This window comes from Streptomyces sp. CA-111067, from assembly GCF_050956065.1.
In the GTDB taxonomy this organism is placed as follows: Bacteria; Actinomycetota; Actinomycetes; order Streptomycetales; family Streptomycetaceae; genus Actinacidiphila.
In genome coordinates this window covers 539,139-561,486 of sequence record NZ_CP192103.1, presented here as the reverse complement: position 1 = coordinate 561,486, position 22,348 = coordinate 539,139, and the positions used below count along the sequence as shown (strand labels likewise).

Sequence of the window (22,348 nt, the reverse complement as noted above, 5' to 3'; positions counted from 1 at the left end):
ACTGGGGTATGACTGTTCCTCTGGCGCTGCTCGGACTCCTGGAACGGGAGTCGAGCCACGGCTACGACCTCAAGCGCGACTACGACAACTACTTCGGCCGGGGCAAGCCGCTGCCCGCCGGGCAGGTGTACTCGACCCTGGGACGCCTCGCCCGTGACGGGAAGGTCGAGGTCGGCGAGACCGAGCCCGGCTCGGGGCCGGACCGCAAGCGGTATGTGATCACCGACCTGGGCGTCACGGAGGTCGAGACATGGCTGACCGAGCCCGTCGCGGGTGAACCGCACCTGCAGACCGTGCTGTTCACCAAAGTGGTGCTGGCGCTGCTGCTGGAGCGCGATCCCCGCGCGTACCTCGACATCCAGCGCGCCGCCCACATGGAGCGGATGCGGGAGCTCACCGAGCTGCGGCGGACCGGCGGCACGATCGACTCGCTGCTCGCCGACCACGGCGTGTTCCATCTGGAGGCCGACCTGCGGTGGATGGACCTCACCGCGGCGCGGCTCGGCGCTCTGACGGCGGAGGTGCGGTCATGAGCCGGGCGGGCTCGACGAGTTCGCGGGGCGCGGGGGGTTCGGCCGGCGCGGCCGGTTCGGACGGCGGGTTCCTCGTCGAAGCGCGGGGCGCCGTCCTGTCGTTCGGGCAGACGCCCGCGCTGCAAGGGGCGGACGTGACCGCGCGGGCCGGCGAGATCCTGGCCGTCACCGGCCCCAGCGGTTCGGGCAAGTCCACGCTGCTGCACTGCCTGGCCGGCATCCTCGTCCCCGACTCGGGCGAGATCCTCTTCGACGGCAGCCGCCTCGACACCCTGCGCGAGCCCGAGCGCAGCGCGCTGCGCCGGGACCACTTCGGCTTCGTCTTCCAGTTCGGCCAGCTCGTCCCCGAGTTGACCGCCGAGGAGAACGTCGCCCTGCCGCTGCTGCTCGCCAAGGCCCGCAGGGCGAGCGCGCTGGCCGACGCCCGGTCGTGGTTCGGGCGGCTCGGACTCGACGGCCTCGAAGGGCGCCGGTCGGGCGAGCTCTCCGGCGGGCAGGCGCAGCGGGTCGCGCTGGCCCGCGCGCTGGTCGCCCGTCCCAGGGTGCTGTTCGCCGACGAGCCGACCGGTTCGCTCGACTCGCTCACCGGCGAGCACGTGATGGACCTGCTGGTCACCGCCGTGCGGGAGGAGGGCACCACCGTCGTCCTCGTCACCCACGAGCCGCGGGTGGCCGCCTACGCCAACCGCGAGGTCGTCGTCCGCGACGGCAAGGTGACGCCGCTGTCCGTCGAACGGCTCGCCTCGTGATCCGGCTCGGTCTGCGCCTCACGCTGAGCGGCGGCCGGGAGGCCGCCGCCCGCCTCGCCGTCATCGCCGCCGCCGTCGCCCTCGGGGTCGGCCTGCTGCTCAGCATCCTGGCCGCGATCAACGCCACCGCCACCCAGAACGACAGGAACGCCTGGCTCAACACCGGTTCCGGCACGAGCGCTTCGAGCGCGGGCGCGTCACAGACGAACGCGTCGAGCGCGAACGCGTCCGGCACGAACGCACCGGGCGCGGGCGCGTCGGGCGCGGCCGGTCGGCCGGCCGCAGCGGCGAAAACGGACCCGCTGTGGTGGCTGCTGCGGGCGGACCACTTCGACGGCAAGATCGTCGGCCGCGTCGACGTCGCCGCCACCGGCCCGAACTCCCCGGTCCCGCCCGGCATTCCACGCCTCCCCGGGCCCGGCGAGTTCTACGCCTCACCGGCCCTCGGCAAGATCCTCCGCTCCCACCCGGCCGCCGAACTCGCCGACCGCTACCCCGGCCATCAGATCGGCACCATCGGCAGCGCGGCGCTCCCCGGCCCCGACTCCCTGCTCGTCGTCGTCGGCGACAGCCCCGACCAGCTCGCCAAGAAGAACGATGCCCGCCGCGTCACCTCGATCACCACCATCACCCCCAGCAGCTGCAACGGCACGAACTGCGACGTCAGGGCGGGCATCGACAACCGGGGCACCAAGCTCATCCTGTCCGTCGTCGGCACCGCGCTGATCTTCCCGGTGCTCATCCTCATCGGCACGGCCACCCGGCTCGCGGCCGCCCGCCGCGAGCAGCGCTTCGCCGCGATGCGCCTGGTGGGCGCCACACCGCGGCAGATCTCGATCATCTCGACCGTCGAGTCGGCGGTGGCCGCGGTCGTCGGCACGGCGGCTGGCTTCGCACTCTTCGCCCTGCTCCGTTCGCAGTTGGCGGCGGTCGACCTCACGGGCACGCGGTACTTCGCCGCCGACCTCACGCTCGGGACCCGCGACATCCTGCTCGTCGCCCTCGGCGTGCCGGTGGGCGCCGCCGTCGCGGCCCGGCTCGCGCTGCGCCGCGTGCAGGTGTCCCCACTCGGGGTCACCCGGCGGGCCACCCCGCGACCGCCGCGGGCGTACCGGGTGCTCCCGCTGGTCGCCGGCATCGCCGAACTCTCGTACAGCATCGGCCGGGTGCCGCGCAGCACCGACGGGCAGATCTGGGTCTTCGTCCCGGGCATCCTGCTGGTCCTGACCGGGCTCGTCATCGCGGGACCCTGGCTGACGATGGCGGGCGCCCGCGTCCTCGCCCGGGTCACCAGCAGGCCCGCGCTGCTCGTGGCGGGCCGGCGGCTCGCGGACGACCCGAAGGCAGGATTCCGCGCGGTGAGCGGGCTGGTGCTCGCGCTGTGCGTCACCAGCGCGGCCGTCGGGGTCATCGGCTCGCTGAACGCCGAGCGCGGCATCCCGCAGGGCACCCGGGCGGTGGCAGGCGCCCTCGTCGCCGAGCTCGACCGGGGAGCCGCTCCCACGTCAGGGCACCCGGCCGGTGGCGTGCCGCCGCTCTCGCCGGCCGACCGGCGCGAACTGGACTCCGTACCGGGCGTCGACGGTGTGCTGACGATCCACACGAACCCGCTCGGCAGCCCGGACCCGGCCGGGAAGGGCCCCTCGGTCGGCGGGAAACCGCAGGTGGCAGGGCTGGCCTCGTGCGCGGAGCTTGCGAGGATGCCGGCGCACGGTGCGTGCGCGGCGGGAGCCGAAACGGCTTCGGTCACGCCGGACTTCGGCAGCTTCGGCGCGTACGACTGGGAGCACTGGCCCGCGGTATGGCCGGCTGCGGCGATCTCCACCGAGCGGCTCGCCCGCCTTCCGGTCCATGAGATCGTCGTGGCCACCGACGGGTCGACGTCGGCGGTCGAACGGGCGCGGACGATCCTGGCGAACGCCTACCCCGGCCAGGATTTCCCGTGGACCGTCCGCGAGAACCGTGCGGACAGATCCTCGCAGCTCGCCGGATACCGGCAACTGGCCAACGCGGTCGTCCTGGTCAGCTTCCCCATCGCGGGATGCAGCCTCGCGGTGAGCGTGGCCGGGAGCCTGCGCGACCGCAAGCGCCCGTTCAGCCTGCTGCGGCTGACCGGGACGCCGCTCGCGGTACTGCGCCGGGTGGTACTGCTGGAGAGCGCGGTGCCGCTCCTCGTGGTCGCGGTGGTGGCGATCGGGATGGGCTTCCTGGCCGCCCAGCTGTTCGTACAGGCGCAGTTCGACTACTCGATCCGGGCGCCGGGGACCCAGTACTACGTGATCGTGCTGGCCGGGCTGGCGGCGTCGCTGGGGGTGATCGCGTCCACGATGCCGCTGCTCAGACGGATGACGGGACCTGAGACGGCACGCAACGAGTAGCCCCTGCGGGGCGGTTGGCGGGGCGCCCGGTCCGCGCTGGCCGGCGTGGGCCGGGTGAACCTCAGCGACGATGCTCCGGTCCCCGATGTACCCAGCGCCCTGCCGGCCGAGACGGCGCACAGCGAACCCTTCGCCGGAGGCGCGGCGAACGACATGCGGCGCCTGACGCTGCCAATCAATCCGGGTTTCTTGCACAAGTCTCTGTAAACCCTTGCAGGATGTCTTGACGGCCGGTGGGTGACGGGGCAACGTCGTCGTCGCGTCCGGTGCTGCTGGTGGTTTGCGGCTTGCGTGTGGCTATGCGTTTGCTGCGGGCGGTGGTGGCGGGCGGGCTCGTTGTGCCGTTCTTCCCGTGGCGCGTCGGGAGGGTGGCTTGGTGAAAAAGCAAGCTCATCGTCCGTGACATGCGGGAGTCATTCATGCTTCGTTCTTCTCATCGCGCCGAACCGCGCGTCCGCAGACCGCACCGTGCCGGGCGGAGCCGGGGGCTGATCGCCGCCGCGGCGCTCGTCGCCGGTGCCGTGGTGCCGATCGCCGTGCTCCACGGGGGCGGCACCGCGCAGGCCGCCGGCAACTCCGGTGACGTGACCGCGAACCTGTTCATGTGGAACTGGACCTCGGTCGCCTCGGAGTGCACGAGCGTGCTGGGGCCCAAGGGCTACGGCTCGGTGCTGGTCTCGCCGCCGCAGGACTCGATCCGGCTGTCCGGGGCGCATCCCTGGTGGGAGGTCTACCAGCCGGTCGGCTACGACCTCAACAGCCGGATGGGCACCGAGGCGCAGTTCAAGTCGATGGTCGCGTCCTGCCACGCGGCCGGCGTCAAGGTGTACTCCGACGCGGTGATCAACCACATGTCGGGCAACGACCAGACCAGCACCGACTCCTACGGCGGCGACTCGTTCAACGCCGGCTCCAAGTCGTACGGCCAGGTGCCGTACGGCGCGGGCGACTTCCACGGCTACCCGGCCAACTGCCCCAACTCCAACCTGGCCATCAACGACTGGAACAGCCAGCAGCAGGTCCAGGAGTGCGACCTGTCCAACCTCAACGACCTCTACACCGAGACCGACGGGGTGCGCGGCAAGATCGCCGGCTTCCTCAACAAGCTCATCGGCTACGGCGTCGACGGCTTCCGGGTCGACTCGGCCAAGCACATCAACCAGGCCGACATGGCCGACATCGAGTCGCGGCTGAACGACACCCAGTGGGGCGGCCGGCCCTACGTGCTGCAGGAGGTCTACCCCGGCAGCGGCGGCAACCTGGCGCCGGCCGCGTTCGAGTCCAACGGCAGCGTGATCGGCTTCGACTTCGCCTACGCGGTGAAGTCCGCGTTCCAGGGCAACATCGCCGGCCTGAAGAACCTGGCCTCCTCGGGCGGCCTGCAGCCGGCCGACAAGGACGGCGTCATGGTCACCAACCACGACACCGAGCGCGACAACTCGACCCTCAACTACAAGAACGGCACCCAGTACACGCTGGCCACCGAGTTCATGCTCGCCTACGGCTACGGCGCCCCGAGCGTGTTCTCCGGCTACGCCTTCAACGGCCACGACGACTCCCCGCCGGCCGATGCCAACGGGTTCGTGACCGCCACCGACTGCTCCTCCGGCAGCTGGATCTGCACCGACCGCGTGCAGGGCATAGCGAACCTCGTCGGCTGGCACAACGCCGCGCAGGGGAAGCAGGTCGCCAACTGGTGGGACAACGGCAGCAGCGCCATCGCCTTCTCCCGCGGTTCCGCCGCCTGGATCGCGATCAACAACGGCGGCAGCGCCCTCACCCAGACCTTCACCACCGGCCTGCCGGCCGGCGCCTACTGCGACGTCGTCCACGCCACCCCCGACTCCTCGGGCGCGTGCAGCGGCAGTTCGACGGTGACGGTCGGCTCCTCCGGCACGGCCACGGTGACCGTCCCGGCGGGCGACTCCGTCGCGTTGTACGGCGCGGGCACCAGCACGCCGCCCACCACCCCGCCGACGACCCCTCCGACCACCCCGCCCACGACTCCGCCGACCACCCCGCCCGCGGGTTCGGTGACCGAGACCTTCCACGAGACCGAGACCGCTCCGGCCGGCCAGAAGGTCTACCTGGTGGGCTCGCCCACAGCGCTCGCCGGCTGGAACACCAGCAACGCCGTGCCGCTGAGCTCCACCGACGGCACCCACTGGACCGCGGCCGTCGACCTCCCGGCCAGCACGTCGTTCGAGTACAAGTACATCGTCAAGGACGCGGCCGGCGACGTCACCTGGGAGCCGACCGGCAACCACACCGCGGCCACGGGCAGTTCGGCCGGGACGCTCTCCGACGTGTGGGGCCAGCAGTCCGCCTCCGGCAGCGGTGACAACCAGGTGGCCGTCACCTTCCACGAGGCGAAGGCCGTACCCGCGGGCCAGGCGGTCTACGTCGTCGGCTCGATCCCCACGCTCGCCGACTGGAACACGCAGTCCGCGATCGCCCTCACCTCACCGGACCACACCAACTGGTCCGGCACCGTCAACCTGCCGCCGAACACGTCCTTCGAGTACAAGTACATCCTCAAGGACGCCGGCGGCAACGTGACCTGGGAGTCCGGCGCGAACCGCACCGCCGGCAGCGGCGCCTCCGGGACGACCCTGACCGACACCTGGAAGTAGCCGCCCGGCCCGGCAGACACGCCGAACCCCGACAGCCCCGCCGCACTCCCCGGCGGCGGGGCCGCGGCCCGGTGGCCTCCCGCAAGGCGCCACCGGGCCGCCGCCCCGCTCACCGCAACCATGTGCCCCACCACCATGCAGCGGAAAGAGTTTTCATGTCCTTGTTGTCATGGCTTCACGCCGCACCCGCAGCCGACCCCGCACCCGCACCCGACCCTGCACCCACACCGCGCCTCCACCGCAAGTCCTACCGTGCCGTCGCCACCGGCGCCGCCCTGCTCACCCTCGCCGCCACGGCCTGCCTGTCCGCCGCCCCGAGCGTCCAGGCCGCCACCGCCTCCGGCGGCCCCGGCTCCGCCTCCACCTGGAACGAGCCGATGGGCACCCAGGGCTACGCCACCGCCATCGGCTCGTCCTCCAAGGTCTGGTACATGCTCGCCAACGGCGCGCTGCAGAACGTGTACTACCCGCAGACCGACAACCCCGACACCTACGGCCTGCAGTTCTACGTCACCGACGGCTCCTCGTTCACCGACAGCGAGATCGCCGGCACCACCCACAAGGTCGCCCTCGCCGACCCCAGGTCGCCGACCTTCACCCAGACCAACACCGCCACCTCCGGCAAGTACACGATCACCAAGACCTACGTCGCCGACCCCGCCCGCTCGGTGATCCTGGTCAACACCACGTTCACCAACACCTCGGCCGGCCCCCTGTCGCTGTACGCCGACTACCTGCCGCAGCTGAACAACCAGGGCAACGGCAACACCGGCAGCACCGACACCGCCAGCGGCGACCTGGTGGCCGCCAACGGACCCGTGGCGAGCGCGCTGGCATCCTCGGTGCCCTTCGCCGCGGCCTCCACCGGCTACGTCGGCACCCCCAGCAGCGGCAGCACCCAGCTGACCGGCGGCCACACGCTGAGCAGCCGCTACGACGCGCTGACCAGCCCCGGCCACATCGAGCAGACCGCGCAGATCCCGGTCGCCGCCGCCGGCTCGACCACCTTCACCGTGGCCCTGGCCTTCGGGAGCACCACCTCCGCCGCCACCTCCGACGCCTCCGCGTCGCTGGCCGCCGGTTTCGCCGCCGCGAAGACCGCCTTCCAGTCCGGCTGGCACACCTGGTGGGACGGCATCGACTCGCCGCCCGCGTCCGTCGCCTCAAGCCCCGGCCTGCTCACCCAGTACGAGACCGCGCTGATGGAGCTGAAGGCCGACGAGGACAAGACCTACACCGGCGGATTCGTCGCCTCACCGTCCACCCCGTGGGGCGCCTCGGTGAGCGCGGACGGCGGCGGCCAGCACGGCTACCACCTGGTGTGGACGCGGGACGAGTACCAGATGGCCTCGGCGCTGCTCGCCGCCGGCGACAAGCAGGACGCGAGCGACGCCCTGTCCTACATCCTGACCTACGAGATGAACGCCAACGGGCAGGTCAAGCAGAACACCTGGCTCAACGGCAACCCGATGTGGGGCGGCAACCAGCAGGACGAGCAGGCCGATCCGATCATCCTCGCCTACCAGCTCGGCCGCACCGGCGCCGCCGACTTCGCCAAGATCAAGCTGCTGGCGGCCTTCATCGCGGCCAACGGGCCGACCACCGGCCAGGAACGCTGGGAGGAGAACGGCGGCTACTCGCCGGCCACCATCGCCGCCGAGATCGCCGGCCTGCTCTGCGCCGCGCAGATCGCCACCACCAACGGGGACACCGCCGACGCCGCGTCCTGGACGGCCACCGCTAAGAGCTGGGCCGCGAAGGTCGCCGGCTGGACCTACACCACCAGCGGCCCCTACGGCAGCGGCAGCTACTTCCTGCGGCTGACCCCCGACGGGCAGCCGAACTCCGGGGCCGGCATCGGGCTGGCCAACGGCGGCGGCAACCACGACGACCGCACGGTGGTCGACCAGAGCTTCCTCGACCTGGTCAGGCTCGGCGTCATCGCCCCCAAGGCCACCGAGATCACCAGCACCCTCGCGGTCGACGACGCGCAGATCGCCGTCCACACCCCCGAGGGCGCCATCGACCACCGCTACGGATTCGACGGCTACGGCGAGAACGCGGCCGGCGCGGACTACACCGGCGCCGGTGTCGGCCAGCCCTGGCCGGTGCTCACCGGCGAACGCGGCGAGTACGACGTCGCCGCCGGCGATCTGGCCGGCGCCCAGAGCTCCCTGCAGACCATGGCCGACGCCGCCGCCGACTACCAGATCTCCGAGCAGGTCTGGGGCGGCGCCACCGGCACCAACGGCTTCACCTTCGGCAAGCCCGACAACTCGGCCACCCCGCTGATGTGGGCCATGGCCCAGTACGTGCGGCTGGCCGTGGACATCTCCGCCGGCCAGGACGTGGACACCCCCCAGGCGGTGTGCGAGACCTTCGACGCCTGCGCGGCGGCGCCCACCCAGGCCCCGGCCGCGCCCACCGCACTGGCCGCCACCGCCGTCCACACCACGTCCGTGACGCTGTCGTGGACGGGATCGCAGTTCGCCGCCGGCTACAAGGTCTACCGCGCCACCGGCAGCGGAACCCCGGCGCTGGTCGCCACCACCGGCAACACCACCCTCACCGACACCGGCCTGACCGCCTCGACCGGCTACAGCTACTACGTGACGGCGTACAACAACGTCGGCACCTCACCGGCTTCCGGCAAGGTCGCCGTCACCACGAAGGCGCCGAGCCCGCCGCCCGACGCCCCGACCGGGCTGAAGGTCACCAGCGCGACCAGCAGCACCGCGTCCCTGGCCTGGACCGCCGCCACCGACACCGCCGGCGGCACGGTCGCCGGCTACCACGTCCACCGCGCCACCGGGACCGGCACGCCCGCCCTGGTGGGCTCCACCGCCGGCACCACCTACGACGACACCGGGCTGAGCCCGACCACCGGCTACACCTACACCGTCACCGCCTTCGACACCGACGGCAACGAGTCCGCCGCCTCCACCCCGGTCACCGCGACGACCACCGCGAACAACGTCGAGCTCGTCAACGTCACCGTCCCCGCCTCCACCGATGCCGCCGGCCTGACCGTCGACCTGGCCGGCACCCTGTCCGCGCTCGGCGGCGGCCAGCCCGACTGGGCCCCCGACGGCATCCACTTCACCCGCAAGGACGCCACCCACTGGACCGCGACCATCAAGGCCGCCGGACCCACCACCCTGCAGTACAAGTACACCCTCGGCGGTAACTGGGCGACCAACGAGGAGACCAGCTCCTGCGCCTATGTGGGCAACCGCACCCTGGTCATCAACGGCGGCACCACCGACGACACCGTGGCCAACTGGAAGGGCTACGGCACCTGCTGACCCAGTGCCTGACCTGACCGGAAGCGCGTGATCGGAGCGGAAGAACGGGCTGGCACCCTGGATCAGGGTGCCAGCCCTTCCGGCGTTCCCGCCGGGCCCTCAGCACTCCTCGGCGGCTACTTCAGGTAGGGGCCGTCAGTGCCGATCTTGCCCGGGGCGGCGTTCTTGCCGCCCAGGTCCAGCACGTACACCCGCATGTCGCCCTTGCCGGGTGCCGCGACGGCCAGGGTGCCGTCGCTGACGGTGCGGACGTCGCCGGTGACCGCGTCCACGTAGCGGCCGTCGGGGATGCCGGTGAAGCCGGCCGCCCCGGTGACGGTGACCAGGGCGAAGCTGTCCACCCCTGAGGCGGCGTCGGTGTAGCGGCGCTTGTAGGCCATGTCGCCGGTGATCCCGTCGGTGCTGTACTGGCCCATCTGGAGGGCGGGGATCGCCCGCCGGATCGTGTTCAGCCGCTGCAGGTGCTTGACCAGCGGCTGGGCCAGGGTGTCGGCGACCGCGCCGGAGGCGCTGGACACCACGCCGTAGTCGGACGCGGTGACGCTGCCTTGCAGGTGGTCGCCGTAGTAGGCGCGCCCGGTGCTGGCGAGCGGGCAGCTGGGGCCGCAGTCGATGGTCTTCCCGGCCTGGAACTGGATCTCCGAGCCGTAGTAGAGGGTCGGGATGCCGCGGAAGGTCCACATCAGGGCCATGTTCTCCGCCCACGCGTCCTGGCCGCCGGTGTAGCGGACCGAGGACTTGTTGGGGCCGTAGTCGTGGCTGTCGACGTAGACGACGTTGTAGGTGGCGTCGTTGGTGGAGTCGTCGGAGTCCTTGCCGTTCCGGTAGGCGTTGGGGGCGTCACCGAAGTTCATGTGCATCCGCATGTCGATGATGTTCATGCCGGAGAACTTCGAGTGGTCAGGGGTGTGGTAGCTGTTGCCCTGCAGGAAGGCGTTGGTGGAGGTGGGCTGGTTGCCGGTGCCGAGCTGCTCCTCGTAGTCGTACTGGTCGAGCGCCGCCTGGACGTCGTCCGAGGTGTACTCCTTGCGCTCCTTCCAGGTGTAGAACTGCGCCGAGTGGTTGACCGAGCCGCGGTTCCACTTGTCGTTGACGAAGGCGCCCACCTCGCCGAAGACGAAGAAGTTGCTCGCCTTGTCCTGCCCCCAGTCCTGTAGCACGCGCTGCTGGATGGCCGGCAGGAAGCGGCGGTTCCAGGTGACGCGCGGTACGTGTACGGCGGTGTCGACCCGGAAGCCGTCCACCCCCATGTCGATGTACTTGTTGTAGGCGCCGATCAGGTAGTTCTGCACCTGCGGGTTCTCGGTGTTGAAGTCGGCCAGGTCGTCGGCCAGCCAGCAGGAACGGGAGTCCTCGCCCTCCCAGTTGCCGATCCAGCACTGGTGGTACAGCGAGGCGGGGAAGAGCTTGTTGGTCGGGCCCGGCCACTGGCAGTTGTAGATGGTGTAGCCCTCCGGGCTGTGCTGCCCGTTGGGCGTACCCCAGTTCAGGCAGGTGTTCCCGGCCGGCTCGGCGGTGGACCACACGTCGCCGTTGTAGTACGACTTGCCCGTCGCGGGGTCGATGGTCAGGCCGTCGTACTCGAAGCCGTCCTGCTTCTGGTCGTAGTACCACGACCACTGGGAGTCGCGTACGCCGTACACCGTCGGGGTGAACAGGCCCTTGGCGCCCCACCGGGAGCTGTGGTTGTAGACCACGTCCTGGTAGATCTTGATGCCCTTGGCGTGCGCGGCGTTGATCAGGTCCTGGTACGAGGCCCCGGCCGACTCCAGGCGCGGGTCGACCCGGTAGAAGTCGTAGCCGTGGTACCCGTGGTAGTCGTAGTCACTGCGGTTGAGGACCACCGGGGTGATCCAGATCGCCGAGAAGCCCAGCGCCTTGACGTAGTCGAGCTTCTGCACCAGGCCCTTGAAGTCGCCCCGGAACATGGGGTCGTTGTTTGCGGCGTTGCCCGATGCCACGTCCTGGTTGCCGCCGCGGTCGTTGGAGGTGTCGCCGTCGTAGAAGCGGGCGGTGAGCACGAAGTAGATCGGGTCCTTGCGCGGGTCGGTGCCGATCGGGGTCCCCGGCTGGGCCGCCGGCGGGGCGCTGCCGGTGGTCGCCGACGCCGAGGCGGAGGCCGCCGAGACGTTGCCGGCCGCGTCCAGGGCCCTGACCGTGTAGGTGTAGGCGGTGTCCGCCTCCAGTCCCGACTCGCTGAGCACGGTGGAGCCGATGGTGGTCACCTGGCTGCCCTTGGTGCCGCCGCTGCGGGTCACCTGGTAGCCGGTGACCCCGGTGTCGTCGGTCGACGGGTCCCAGGTCAGCACGATCGAGGTGTCCGTGGCGGTGGCCTTCACCGCGCTGGGCACCGTCGGCGGCGTGGTGTCCGGTACGACGGACGCGCACGGGTCGGCGGCGTTCTTGGTGACCGCCTTGTCCTTGACGGTGCTCAGCCCCGCGGTCAGGGCGTAGTTGTTCCCGTTGTTGTTGTCCCAGGTGCCGTTGCCGTTGTTGAACGTGGCCGCCAGGCCGGACGCGTCGCCCAGCGCGACGGTCTTCTTGAACCAGCCCGGGCAGGCCTGCTCCATCCCGATCCCGGGTACGGGGGTCCACGCGCCGCCGGTCGGCGCGTAGTGCAGGTTGACGGTGCTCCACCCCACGGTCTGCGCGTAGTAGAAGACGGTCGCGGTGGCGCCGTCGGTCGCGGTCCCGGTCGGGGTCGGAGTGGGGCTCTGGGTCGGGTCGGTGCCCCCGCCGCCGCACGGGTCGCTGTGGGCGATGACACCGTCCTTGACGGTGATGGTGCCGGTGCCCAGCGTGTAGTTCTTGCCGCCGTTGTTGTCCCAGGTGCCGCTGCCGTTGTTGAACGTGGACTGCCAGGTGGTGGCCGCCCCCAGGTCCACGGTCTTCTTCACCCAGTCGGTGCATCCGGCTTCCATGGCGACGCCGGGCACCTGGGTCCATGCGGCGCCGTCGGGCGCGTAATGCAGGTAGTAATGCGACCAGTTGTGGCTCTTGGTGTAGTAGAACACCGTCGCGGTGTTGCCCGCCGTGGCCGCGGCGGGCGCCGCGGCCACAGTGTGGTGGGCCGGTGGCACGGCCGTCAGCACGGCGACCGTGCCCGCTGCCGCGAGCAGCGCGGCCACGGGTCGGCGCAGCCGCCTGCGCAGGAAAGGTGTCACGTGAGGACTCCAGGAGGTTCGCGCGGCCGGGGCCGCGGCTGATCGACAGGGAGGGGAAACCGCCGGGCGGCGTCCCCGTGTGGATCTCCCGCCGTGAAGCCCTGACGCGCCCCAGGACCGTGGCGAACTGCAGTACGCCGCACACAACCTGAAAGTTGTTGCAAGCATCTGCGGGCATGGACGCTACCGGTACATGTCAAACGCGTAAAGAGTCCTGACACAACGGACACAGTCGGGGCACAGGAAGCCTTGGCGCAGAAAATTCCTTGCAAGGTCTTTCGCAAGGAGTTTCATTGCTGTTACGTTCCTGCTCAGCCCGAGGCGGGCCGCACCGAACGGGGCGGCGGACGCCGGCGCCGGCGCGGCCGGACTGGGACTGAACGGCACTTCCCTCATCAAGGAGTCAGGCATGCGACGTGGCATAACCGTCGTGGCGATGGCCGCGGTCATCGCTCTCGGGGCCACCGCCTGTGGAGGCGGCAATGGCAGCGGCGACAACAACGGCAGCGGCGCGGCGAAGGACCCGGCCGGCGTATCGGGCACCCTCACCTACTGGGACACGTCCGACGCCAAGACCGAGGCCCCGACGTACCAGGCCCTCATCAAGGACTTCGAGGCGAAGTACCCGAAGATCAAGGTGAACTACCAGAACGTCGACTTCACCACCGTCGAGCAGAAGTTCAAGGCCGCCGCGCAGAGCGGCAAGGGCGCGCCCGACGTCGTCAGGACCGATGTCGGCCTCATCCCCGAGTACGCCTCGCTGCACTACATCGCCCCGCTGGACGGCACCGCGGCGCAGACGGACCTGTCGGACTTCCTGCCGGGACCGCTCGACACCACCAAGTACCAGGGCAAGAGCTACGGCGTCCCGTCGGTCACCGACACGCTCGGCCTGCTCTACAACAAGGCGATCTTCGCCAAGGCCGGCATCACCGCCCCGCCGACCACCTGGGACGAGATGGTCGCCGACTCCGCGACCATCAAGGCGAAGGTGCCCGGCGTCGCCGGCACCTACATGAACCCGGACGCGTACTTCCTGCTGCCCTTCTTGTTCGGCGAGGGCGCCGATCTGGCCGACCCTGCGGCCAAGAAGGTCACGGTCAACTCGCCGCAGGCCGTCAAGGCGGTCACCGCCGCCAAGAAGGTCAACGACACCTCCGGGCTGAAGATCGACTTCGCCAGCGCGTACGACAACATGCAGACCTCGTTCAGGACCGGCAAGGTCGCCATGCTCATCCAGGGCCCCTGGTCGGTCAGCGACGACCTGACCGGCTCCGCCTTCAAGGACAAGGCCAACCTCGGCTACGCGCCGGTGCCGGCCGGCTCCACCGGCAAGCCGCTCGCCCCGACCGGCGGCCACGACCTGGCCGTCTACCAGGGCTCCAAGAACCTCCAGGCGGCCTACCTGCTCACCGCCTTCCTGACCTCCTCGGCGAGCCAGCAGACGATCGCCCTGAAGAACGGCACGCTGCCCACGCGTACGTCCGCGTACACCGCCGAGGTCACCGCCAACCCGGAGATCGCCGGCTTCAAACCGATCATGGACACCGCTCGGCCGCGGGTCGCGCTCCCGCAGGTCGGCAGCCTGTTCACACCGCTCCAGCAGCAGTACATCAAGATCCTGCAGGGCAAGACCTCGGTGAAGTCCGGACTGGACGCGGCCGCCAAGGAGTTCGGCAAGCTGCTGCCCGACTACGCCGTGCAGTAGCCCCCCACAGACCCGGGCCGGCCGGCCGAGGTCCCGCCCGCCCTCGGGCGAGCGGCGCCCACGCGCCCGGCCGGCCGGTCCGGCCGACACCCCTGACGCGCGAGCAGCACCAGCGTCACCACCGAAAGAGCCGAGGAGCGATGACCACCGCCACCATGGACGACCCCGCCCCGGGCACGGCCCGCCCGCCGCGCGCGCGGCGCCCCGGCCTCCTTGCCGCGATCAGACGATCCTGGGACAAGCACTGGTACGCCTGGGCCATGGTCGCCCCGGTGGTCATCGTGCTCGGCGTCCTGGTCGGATACCCGCTGGTGTACGGCGCGTACCTGTCGCTGACCAACGCCACCGAGCGCAACGTCGCCACCGACATCGGCCCGGTCCATGTCGCCGCGACGTACCACTTCATCGGCCTGCACAACTACTGGCAGATCCTCTCCGGCCGGGACGGCGACTTCTACCCGCGCCTGGAGTGGACGGTCGTGTGGACGGTCTCCTGCGTCGCGATCACCTACGGCATCGGGCTCGGCCTGGCCTCGCTGCTCAACCGGAAGGTGAAGGGCCGGCTGTTCTACCGGCTGGCACTGATCCTGCCCTGGGCGGTGCCCGCCTTCATCGGTGTCTTCGCCTGGCGGCTGATGCTCAACTCCCAGTACGGCGTCTTCAACGACATCATCACCGGAGTCGGCCTGCCCGCCCAGGACTGGCTGGGCACCCCGCTCCAGCAGAAGACGGCCGTCATCATCGTCAACGTCTGGGTCGGCGTGCCGTTCATGATGGTCGCCCTGCTCGGCGGGCTGCAGGCGATACCCCAAGAGCTCTACGAGGCAGCCGAGATGGACGGCGCCACGCCGCTGCAGCGCTTCGTCAGCGTCACCCTGCCCGGGCTCCGCCCGGTGACCAGCACGGTGATCCTGCTCAGCACGGTGTGGACGTTCAACATGTTCCCGATCATCTTCCTGCTGCTCGGCAACAACACCACGGGCGACACCGACATCCTGGTGACCTACGCCTACGAGAAGGCCTTCACCGGGGTGTCCGACTACTCCGGGGCCGCGGCCTACGGAATCGTCATCCTCCTCATCCTCGTGGCCTTCTCCACCTTCTACCGCCGCCAAGTCCGGCCCGACCAGGCATAGGAGGGGACCGCCATGAGCGTCACCACCCAGACCGCCACCACCGACCGGACCGCCGCCCCGGCCGCCACCGAACCCGGCGTCGCCCGCCGACGCGGACGCGGCGAGCGCGGCACCGGAGCGTCGATCGCCCTGCACGCGACGCTGATCGCGGCCTCCGCCGTCGCGGTCTTCCCGGTGCTGTGGATCCTGTTCATCTCACTCGGCCCCAGCTCCTCCTGGCAGCAGCCCGGCGAGGTACTGCACCACCTGGGCCTGGGCAACTACCGGTTCGTGCTGCTGCACAGCGACTTCCCGACCTGGTTCGCCAACTCGGTGATCGTGGCCGGAGCCACCACCCTGCTCGGCGTCCTGATCTCCGCCAGCGCCGGATACGCCATCTCCCGGATGCGCTTCGCCGGCCAGAAGTCGCTGATGTGGGCGTTCCTGATCACCCAGATGTTCCCGATGGCCGTACTGATCGTGCCGCTGTACAACCTCCTGGTCCAACTCGACCTGCTGGACACCTATCTCGGCCTGGTGCTGGTCTACTGCACCATCGCGGTGCCGTTCAGCGCCTGGATGCTCAAGGGCTACTTCGACACCATCCCGCACGAGATCGACGAGGCAGGCCGGGTCGACGGTCTGACCCCGTTCGGCACCTTCTGGCGGCTGATCGTGCCGCTGGCCCGCCCGGGCCTGGCCGTCACCGCCTTCTACAGCTTCCTGACCGCCTGGGGCGAGGTCGCCTACTCCAACCAGTTCATGCGCGGCGGCCACACCACCCTCGCCGTCGGCATCCGCACCTTCGCCGCCGACGAGCGGGCCGACTGGGGCAGCATGACCGCCGCTTCGGTGCTGATCGCCATACCCGCGACCGTCGTCTTCCTGCTCGTCCAGCGGCACCTGGTGACCGGCCTCACCGCCGGCGGCACCAAGGGCTGAACCCCGCCCGGCCAGACCTCCAACTGTCGTTTCCCCGCACCCGACAAGGGAATCCATGAGCCAGCACCTCTCCGACGCGCCCAGCCCCTCAGCCGCTCCCGCCGCCGGCGCGGGGCACACAGACTGGTGGCGGGAGGCGGTGATCTACCAGGTCTACCCGCGCAGCTTCGCCGACGGGAACGGCGACGGGATGGGCGACCTGCCGGGGATCACCGCCCGGCTGCCCTACCTGCGCGATCTGGGCGTGGACGCGGTGTGGCTGTCCCCCTTCTACGCGTCCCCGCAGGCCGACGCGGGCTACGACGTGGCCGACTACCGGGCCGTCGATCCGATGTTCGGCACCCTCACCGACGCCGACGACCTGGTGCGCGAGGCGCACGCGGTCGGCCTGCGGGTGATCGTGGACGTGGTCCCCAACCACTGCTCTGACCAGCACGAGTGGTTCAAGCAGGCCCTTCGGGAGGGCCCGGGCTCGCCACTGCGGGAACGCTTCCACTTCCGGCCGGGCCGTGGCGAGCACGGTGAACTGCCGCCGAACGACTGGGAGTCGATCTTCGGTGGTCCGGCCTGGACGCGTACGGTCGGCCCGGACGGCACGGCGGGGGAGTGGTATCTGCACCTGTTCGCGCCCGAGCAGCCGGACTTCAACTGGCAACACCCCGCCGTCCACGACGAGTTCCGCTCGGTGCTGCGCTTCTGGCTCGACATGGGGATCGACGGCTTCCGGATCGACGTGGCGCACGGCCTGGTCAAGGCCGACGGGCTGCCGGACGTCGGCCACACCGGGCAGGTCGCGCTGCTCGGCACCGCGCCGATGCCGTACTTCGACCAGGACGGCGTGCACGAGGTCTACCGCGACTGGCGCCGGGTGCTCGACGAGTACCCCGGCGATCGGATCGCGGTGGCCGAGGCGTGGACGCCGACGATCGATCGGGCGGCCCGCTACCTGCGTCCCGACGAGCTGCACCAGGCCTTCAACTTCGAGTACCTGACGACTCCTTGGGACGCCGGGGAGCTGCGCGCGGTGGTCGACAGGTCGCTGCGGGCGATGGGCGCGGTCGGGGCACCGGCGACCTGGGTGCTGTCCAACCACGACGTGACCCGGCACGCGACGAGGTTCGGCAACCCGCCGGGCGCGGGCACCCAGTTGCGTGAGGCGGGCGACCGGCAGCTGGGTCTGCGCCGGGCGCGGGCGGCCACGCTGCTGATGCTGGCGCTGCCCGGCTCTGCGTACCTGTACCAGGGTGAGGAGCTGGGCCTGCCGGACGTCACGGATCTGCCGGACGAGGTGCGGCAGGATCCGTCGTTCTTCCGCGCCTCGGGCCAGGACGGGTTCAGGGACGGCTGCCGGGTGCCGATCCCCTGGTCGGGCACCGAGCCGCCGTACGGGTTCGGGCCCCGGCCCGGCGGCCCGAGCTGGCTGCCGCAGCCTTCGCAGTGGGCCGGGCTGAGCGTCGAGGTACAGACGGGCGACCCGGCGTCGACCCTGGAGCTGTACCGGGCCGCCCTCGCGCTCCGCCGCTCCCACCCCGCGCTCGGCGCCGGCACCGCCGTGACCTGGCTGGACGCACCCGACGGCGTACTCGCCTTCCACCGCGACGGCCCGAACGGTCAGCACTTCGTGTGCGCGGTCAACGTGGGAGCGGCCCCGGCGGCGCTCCCGGGCATCGTCCCGGCCACCGCCCGGGTGCTGCTGGCGAGCAGCCCGGCGCCCGCCGCCGATCCGGCCGCCGCCGAGGTCGTCCTCCCCGCCGACACCGCCGTCTGGTGGGCGATCTGACGTGGTGGCACTCCGTCCCCTAGGCTCCGGTGTCATGACCGCACGACTTGCTGACATCGCAGCCCAGGCAGGAGTCAGCGAAGCCACGGTCAGCCGGGTGTGCAACGGGAAGCCCGGAGTCTCCGCGGCCACCCGCGAATCCGTACTGGCCGCGCTCGACCTGCTCGGCTACGAGCGGCCGGTGCGGCTGCGGCAGCACAGCGCCGGGCTGGTCGGACTGATCACCCCGGAGCTGGAGAACCCGATCTTCCCGGCGTTCGCCCAGATCATCGGGCAGGCCCTCACCCGGCAGGGCTACACCCCGCTGCTCGCCACCCAGATGCCGGGCGGCTCCACCGAGGACGAACTGGTGGAGATGCTGGTGGAGCGCGGGGTGGCCGGCATCATCTTCGTCTCCGGGCTGCACGCCGACTCCACCGCCGACACCGAGCGGTACGCCCGGTTGCGCGGCCAGGGCGTGCCGTTCGTCCTCATCAACGGCTTCTCCGCGAAGATCGACGCCCCGTTCGTCTCGCCGGACGACCGCGGCGCGGTCCGGCTGGCCGTCACCCACCTCGCCTCGCTGGGCCACCAGCGGATCGGCCTGGCCGTCGGCCAGCGCCGCTACGTACCCGTGCAGCGCAAGATCGAGGGCTTCGTCGAGGCCATGGTGGACGTGCTGTCCCTGACCAGCGAAGCGGCGCAGAACCTCGTCCAGCACTCCCTGTACACCCTGGAGGGCGGCCAGGCCACGGCCAACGTCCTGATGGACTCCGGCTGCACGGCGATCGTCTGCGCCTCCGACATGATGGCCCTCGGCGCCATCCGCTCGGCCAGGCAGCGCGGCCTCACCGTCCCCGGCGACATCTCGGTGGTCGGCTTCGACGACTCCCCGCTGATCGCCTTCACCGACCCGCCGCTGACCACCATCCGCCAGCCGGTGGCGGCGATGAGCCAGGCCGCGGTGAACGCCCTGCTCGAGGAGATCGGCGGCACCCCGGCCCCGCACACGGAGTTCGTCTTCATGCCCGAACTCGTCGTCCGCGGCTCGACAGCGGCCCGCCGTCCGGCCGCAGCGGCACCGGGGGCCTGAGCTCCGGTAGCGCGGCCCGAACCAGCCACCGTCCCCGCCTGGTTCAGAGACTGCTGAGAAGTTGGGGTGCGAGGCTGCGGTCTCCTGCCGAGCGGCGCCGGCCGGGGTTCCCGGCGGCCCGCCGCGCGCGTCCCCCTTTCGTGGAGAAGACGTCCCATGAGCCTTACGCACATCGACGGTCTGCCGGCGCACGTCCTGTTCGTGCACTTCGTGGTGGTAATGGTGCCGCTGACGGCCTTGGCCGCGGTGGTCTGCGCGGTCCAGCCGCGCTACGCCCGGCGGATGGGCCTGGTCCTTCCGGCGATGGGGCTGGTGACGCTGGCGCTGGTGCCGGTCACCACGCACGCGGGGGAGTGGCTGCGGTCCCGGGTCGGCAACGATCCGCTGGTGCGCAGGCACGCGGAGCTCGGCGACGGGCTGCTGCCCTGGGCGGTCGGCCTGTTCCTGATGACGCTCGCGGTCTGGTGGCTGGGCCGCCGTACGGCGGAGCCCGCCGCGGACGGGTCCTCGGCCGGCGGCGCGCGGTGGGCCTCGCCGGCCGTGCTGCGCACGGCGGCCGTGGCGCTGGCCGTCGTCGTGTCCGCGGGCGCGGTCGTGGACGTCTACCGGATCGGGGAGTCGGGGGCCAAGGCGGCCTGGCACGACAACTACGACAAGTCCGCGAGCGGACACCGCGGTTGACGGTCCCGGGTCGCGCAGCCGCCTGGCGCCGGGTCAGCGAGGCGTCGGTGGGCGTCCGGGCAGGGTGACGGTGAAGGCGGTGGCGCCGGGGCGGCTCTGCACCGCGGCGGAGCCGCCGTGGGCGGTGGCCACCGCCGTGACGATGGCGAGGCCGAGGCCCGCGCCGTGGCCACCGGCTCCGGGGCGGGTGTGGTCGGCGCGGGTGAAGCGTTCGAAGACGGTGTCGCGGATGTCCGCCGGGATGCCGGGGCCGTCGTCCTCGACGGTGAGCCGGGCAGCCGCCTTGTCCTGGCGGAGCCGGACGGTGACGCGGGTGCCCGCCGGGGTGTGCAGGCGGGCGTTGGCCAGCAGGTTCCCGGTGATCTGCTGGAGCCGGAGGGGATCACCGGTCGTCATGATCGGATCTTCCGGCAGGTCGAGGGCCCAGCGGTGGCCGGGGCCGGTGGCACGGGCGTCGTCGACGGCGTCCAGCACGAGCCTGGTGAGGTCGACGGGCTCGCGGGCCAGCGGGCGGCCGGCGTCGAGCCTGGCGAGCAGCAGCAGGTCGTCGACCATGCCGCCCATCCGGATCGACTCGGCGGTGATCCGCTCAAGTGCCCGCGACACCCCGGGCGGTACCGGGCCGGGATGGAGCCCGGCCAGTTCGGCGTGGCCGCGGATGGCGGCGACCGGGGTGCGCAGCTCGTGGCTGGCGTCGGCGGCGAAGCGGCGCAGCCGCTCCTCGCTGGCCTGCCGCTTGCCCAGCGAGTTCTCCACATGGCCCAGCATCCGGTTGAGCGCGATCCCGACCTGGCCGACCTCGGTGCGCGGGTCGGTGTCCGGCACCCGGTCCGGCAGTGCCACCTCGCCGCTGGCCAGCGGGAGCGCGGTGACCGAGGCCGCGGTGGCCGCGACCCGGCGCAGCGGACGCAGCGACCACCGCACCCAGAACGCCCCCGCCGCGCCCGCGATCAGCAGCGCGCCGCCGAAGACCGCCGCCTCCACGGCGACCAGCCGGGTCACCGCGTCCTCCACCCCGCCGAGCGGCAGGCCCGTCACGAGGACGTCACCGTCGTCACCTTTGACGGCCTTGACGCGGTAGTCGTCGAGCGCCGACAGCTCCAGCTTGTGGCTGTGCCCGTCGACCGCAACCGCGGCGATGGCCGCCTTGTCGCCGGCGGTCAGTGCCACGGACGTGTCCGCTCCCGACCGCACCACACCCGCCGCCGTGACCGTGCCGCCGAGCAGCCGGGCGCCGAACGTGCCGGGGGCCTGGCGGCGGGTGTCCACATGTCCGTTGTCCGAGTCCGGCTCCCCGTGGCCGCCGTGCTCAAGGCTGGCGGGGAAGGTTCCCCCGGCCTCGGCGAGCCGCTGGTCGAGCTGCTCGGTGAGGAAGGAGCGCAGCGTGACGACGGCCGCGATCCCCACCGCGGCGCAGCTCAGCGCGAGCAGCACGACCAGGCCGCAGGTGAGCCGGGTCCGCAGGGTGCGCGGCAGCAGCCGCTTCACCGCGGCGCGGCTTTCAGCACGTAGCCCGCGCCCCGCAGCGTGTGGATCATCGGCTCCCGGCCGGCGTCGATCTTCCGGCGCAGATAGCTGATGTAGAGCTCCACCACATGCGCCTGGCCGCCGAAGTCGTAGGACCACACCTGCTCCAGGATCTGTGCCTTGCTCAGCACCCGGCGCGGGTTGCGCATGAGGTACCGCAGGAGCTCGTACTCCGTCGGCGTCAGATCGATCGCCTGGCCGCCGCGGGTGACCTCCCGCGCGTCCTCGTCGATGGCGAGGTCGCCGACGACGAGCAGCGCCGCGTCGTCGCGTGCCCGGGTCATGCCGGCCCGGCGCAGCAGGCCGCGCAGCCGGGCGATCACCTCCTCCAGGCTGAACGGCTTCGTGACGTAGTCGTCGCCGCCCGCCGTGATGCCGGCGATCCGGTCCTCCACGGAGTCCCGCGCGGTCAGGAAGAGCACGCACACATCCGCGCGGGCCGCCCGCAGGCCGTGCAGCGCCGCCATCCCGTCGCCGTCGGGCAGCATGACGTCGAGGACCACCGCGTCCGGCTGGAAGTCGCGGGCCTCCGCGAGCGCGGAGCCGACATCGCCCGCGGTGCGCACCTGCCACCCCTCGTAGCGCAGCACCCCGGCCAGTACCTCGGTGAGGTCGGGCTCGTCGTCGACCACGAGTACCCGCACCGGCGAGCCGTCGGGCCGGGTGAGGGGCGCGGGCCGGGCCTGCGATCTGCTGTCCATGGTCCCTCCAGCATCCCTCAGCGTGATCGCTCCGCGGTGCCGCGCTCGCTCTGAGTCTGC

At 71.4% G+C, this 22,348-nt stretch carries 14 protein-coding genes; 11 read left to right on the top strand and 3 right to left on the bottom strand.

The features are described from left to right. Positions 1-8: 8 nt before the first annotated feature. The 5 genes from ACQPW6_RS02420 to ACQPW6_RS02400 all read left to right on the top strand — a co-directional run bounded on the left by ACQPW6_RS02420 (position 9) and on the right by ACQPW6_RS02400 (position 9,598). Positions 9-533 (top strand): PadR family transcriptional regulator, encoded by a 525-nt coding sequence (locus ACQPW6_RS02420; protein ID WP_433887832.1) that lies wholly within the window; start codon positions 9-11, stop codon positions 531-533. Beyond that, the gene (locus ACQPW6_RS02415) at positions 530-1,282 is read left to right on the top strand and encodes an ABC transporter ATP-binding protein (protein ID WP_433887831.1); all 753 of its coding nucleotides are present in this window, start codon (positions 530-532) and stop codon (positions 1,280-1,282) included. The genes ACQPW6_RS02420 and ACQPW6_RS02415 overlap by 4 nt, the downstream gene beginning before the upstream one ends. Continuing rightward, positions 1,279-3,660, top strand: a complete 2,382-nt coding sequence (locus ACQPW6_RS02410; protein WP_433887830.1) for an FtsX-like permease family protein — start codon at positions 1,279-1,281, stop codon at positions 3,658-3,660. The genes ACQPW6_RS02415 and ACQPW6_RS02410 overlap by 4 nt, the downstream gene beginning before the upstream one ends. Positions 3,661-4,079: 419 nt before the next feature. Beyond that, entirely contained in the window at positions 4,080-6,293 is a 2,214-nt protein-coding gene (locus ACQPW6_RS02405; RefSeq protein ID WP_433887829.1) for a carbohydrate-binding module family 20 domain-containing protein, read from the top strand. 155 nt (positions 6,294-6,448) lie between these two features. Next, a complete protein-coding gene (locus ACQPW6_RS02400) occupies positions 6,449-9,598 on the top strand; it encodes a glycoside hydrolase family 15 protein (protein ID WP_433887828.1) in 3,150 nt (1,049 codons plus the stop codon). Positions 9,599-9,714: 116 nt separating this feature from the next. On the opposite strand, the gene ACQPW6_RS02395 is transcribed toward ACQPW6_RS02400, so the two are convergent. Beyond that, positions 9,715-12,762 (bottom strand): carbohydrate binding domain-containing protein, encoded by a 3,048-nt coding sequence (locus tag ACQPW6_RS02395; protein ID WP_433887827.1) that lies wholly within the window; start codon positions 12,760-12,762, stop codon positions 9,715-9,717. A gap of 409 nt (positions 12,763-13,171) precedes the next feature. Between ACQPW6_RS02395 and ACQPW6_RS02390 the strand changes: the two genes are divergently transcribed. From ACQPW6_RS02390 to ACQPW6_RS02365, 6 genes are all read left to right on the top strand, one after another. Further along, positions 13,172-14,470, top strand: a complete 1,299-nt coding sequence (locus ACQPW6_RS02390) for an extracellular solute-binding protein (protein ID WP_433887826.1) — start codon at positions 13,172-13,174, stop codon at positions 14,468-14,470. 140 nt (positions 14,471-14,610) lie between these two features. Then, positions 14,611-15,606, top strand: a complete 996-nt coding sequence (locus ACQPW6_RS02385; RefSeq protein WP_433887825.1) for a carbohydrate ABC transporter permease — start codon at positions 14,611-14,613, stop codon at positions 15,604-15,606. Between the two features lie 12 nt (positions 15,607-15,618). Further along, positions 15,619-16,527, top strand: coding sequence for a sugar ABC transporter permease (locus ACQPW6_RS02380; RefSeq protein WP_433887824.1), 909 nt, complete (start codon positions 15,619-15,621; stop codon positions 16,525-16,527). 55 nt (positions 16,528-16,582) lie between these two features. Next, positions 16,583-18,307 (top strand): glycoside hydrolase family 13 protein, encoded by a 1,725-nt coding sequence (locus tag ACQPW6_RS02375; RefSeq protein WP_433887823.1) that lies wholly within the window; start codon positions 16,583-16,585, stop codon positions 18,305-18,307. 34 nt (positions 18,308-18,341) lie between these two features. Beyond that, complete coding sequence (locus ACQPW6_RS02370) at positions 18,342-19,379, top strand: LacI family DNA-binding transcriptional regulator (protein WP_433887822.1); 1,038 nt, start codon at positions 18,342-18,344, stop codon at positions 19,377-19,379. Between the two features lie 156 nt (positions 19,380-19,535). Next, complete coding sequence (locus tag ACQPW6_RS02365; protein WP_433887821.1) at positions 19,536-20,060, top strand: DUF2231 domain-containing protein; 525 nt, start codon at positions 19,536-19,538, stop codon at positions 20,058-20,060. 33 nt (positions 20,061-20,093) lie between these two features. Here the strand turns inward: ACQPW6_RS02365 and ACQPW6_RS02360 are convergent, their stop codons facing one another. Both ACQPW6_RS02360 and ACQPW6_RS02355 read right to left on the bottom strand, forming a co-directional pair. Next, a complete protein-coding gene (locus tag ACQPW6_RS02360; protein WP_433887820.1) occupies positions 20,094-21,548 on the bottom strand; it encodes a sensor histidine kinase in 1,455 nt (484 codons plus the stop codon). Next, on the bottom strand, positions 21,545-22,288 hold the full coding sequence (locus tag ACQPW6_RS02355) for a response regulator transcription factor (RefSeq protein WP_433887819.1): 744 nt from the start codon (positions 22,286-22,288) through the stop codon (positions 21,545-21,547). The genes ACQPW6_RS02360 and ACQPW6_RS02355 overlap by 4 nt, the downstream gene beginning before the upstream one ends. Between the last annotated feature and the right edge of the window lie 60 nt (positions 22,289-22,348).

Excerpts from the sequence above, each read along its gene's own strand:
- ACQPW6_RS02400 (WP_433887828.1), top strand. The coding sequence starts at position 6,449 with ATGTCCTTGTTGTCATGGCTTCACGCCGCACCCGCAGCCGACCCCGCA.
- ACQPW6_RS02390 (WP_433887826.1), top strand. The coding sequence starts at position 13,172 with ATGCGACGTGGCATAACCGTCGTGGCGATGGCCGCGGTCATCGCTCTC.
- ACQPW6_RS02375 (WP_433887823.1), top strand. The coding sequence starts at position 16,583 with ATGAGCCAGCACCTCTCCGACGCGCCCAGCCCCTCAGCCGCTCCCGCC.
- ACQPW6_RS02370 (WP_433887822.1), top strand. The coding sequence starts at position 18,342 with ATGACCGCACGACTTGCTGACATCGCAGCCCAGGCAGGAGTCAGCGAA.
- ACQPW6_RS02415 (WP_433887831.1), top strand. The coding sequence starts at position 530 with ATGAGCCGGGCGGGCTCGACGAGTTCGCGGGGCGCGGGGGGTTCGGCC.
- ACQPW6_RS02380 (WP_433887824.1), top strand. The coding sequence starts at position 15,619 with ATGAGCGTCACCACCCAGACCGCCACCACCGACCGGACCGCCGCCCCG.
- ACQPW6_RS02355 (WP_433887819.1), bottom strand. The coding sequence starts at position 22,288 with ATGGACAGCAGATCGCAGGCCCGGCCCGCGCCCCTCACCCGGCCCGAC.
- ACQPW6_RS02405 (WP_433887829.1), top strand. The coding sequence starts at position 4,080 with ATGCTTCGTTCTTCTCATCGCGCCGAACCGCGCGTCCGCAGACCGCAC.
- ACQPW6_RS02365 (WP_433887821.1), top strand. The coding sequence starts at position 19,536 with ATGAGCCTTACGCACATCGACGGTCTGCCGGCGCACGTCCTGTTCGTG.
- ACQPW6_RS02420 (WP_433887832.1), top strand. The coding sequence starts at position 9 with ATGACTGTTCCTCTGGCGCTGCTCGGACTCCTGGAACGGGAGTCGAGC.
- ACQPW6_RS02385 (WP_433887825.1), top strand. The coding sequence starts at position 14,611 with ATGACCACCGCCACCATGGACGACCCCGCCCCGGGCACGGCCCGCCCG.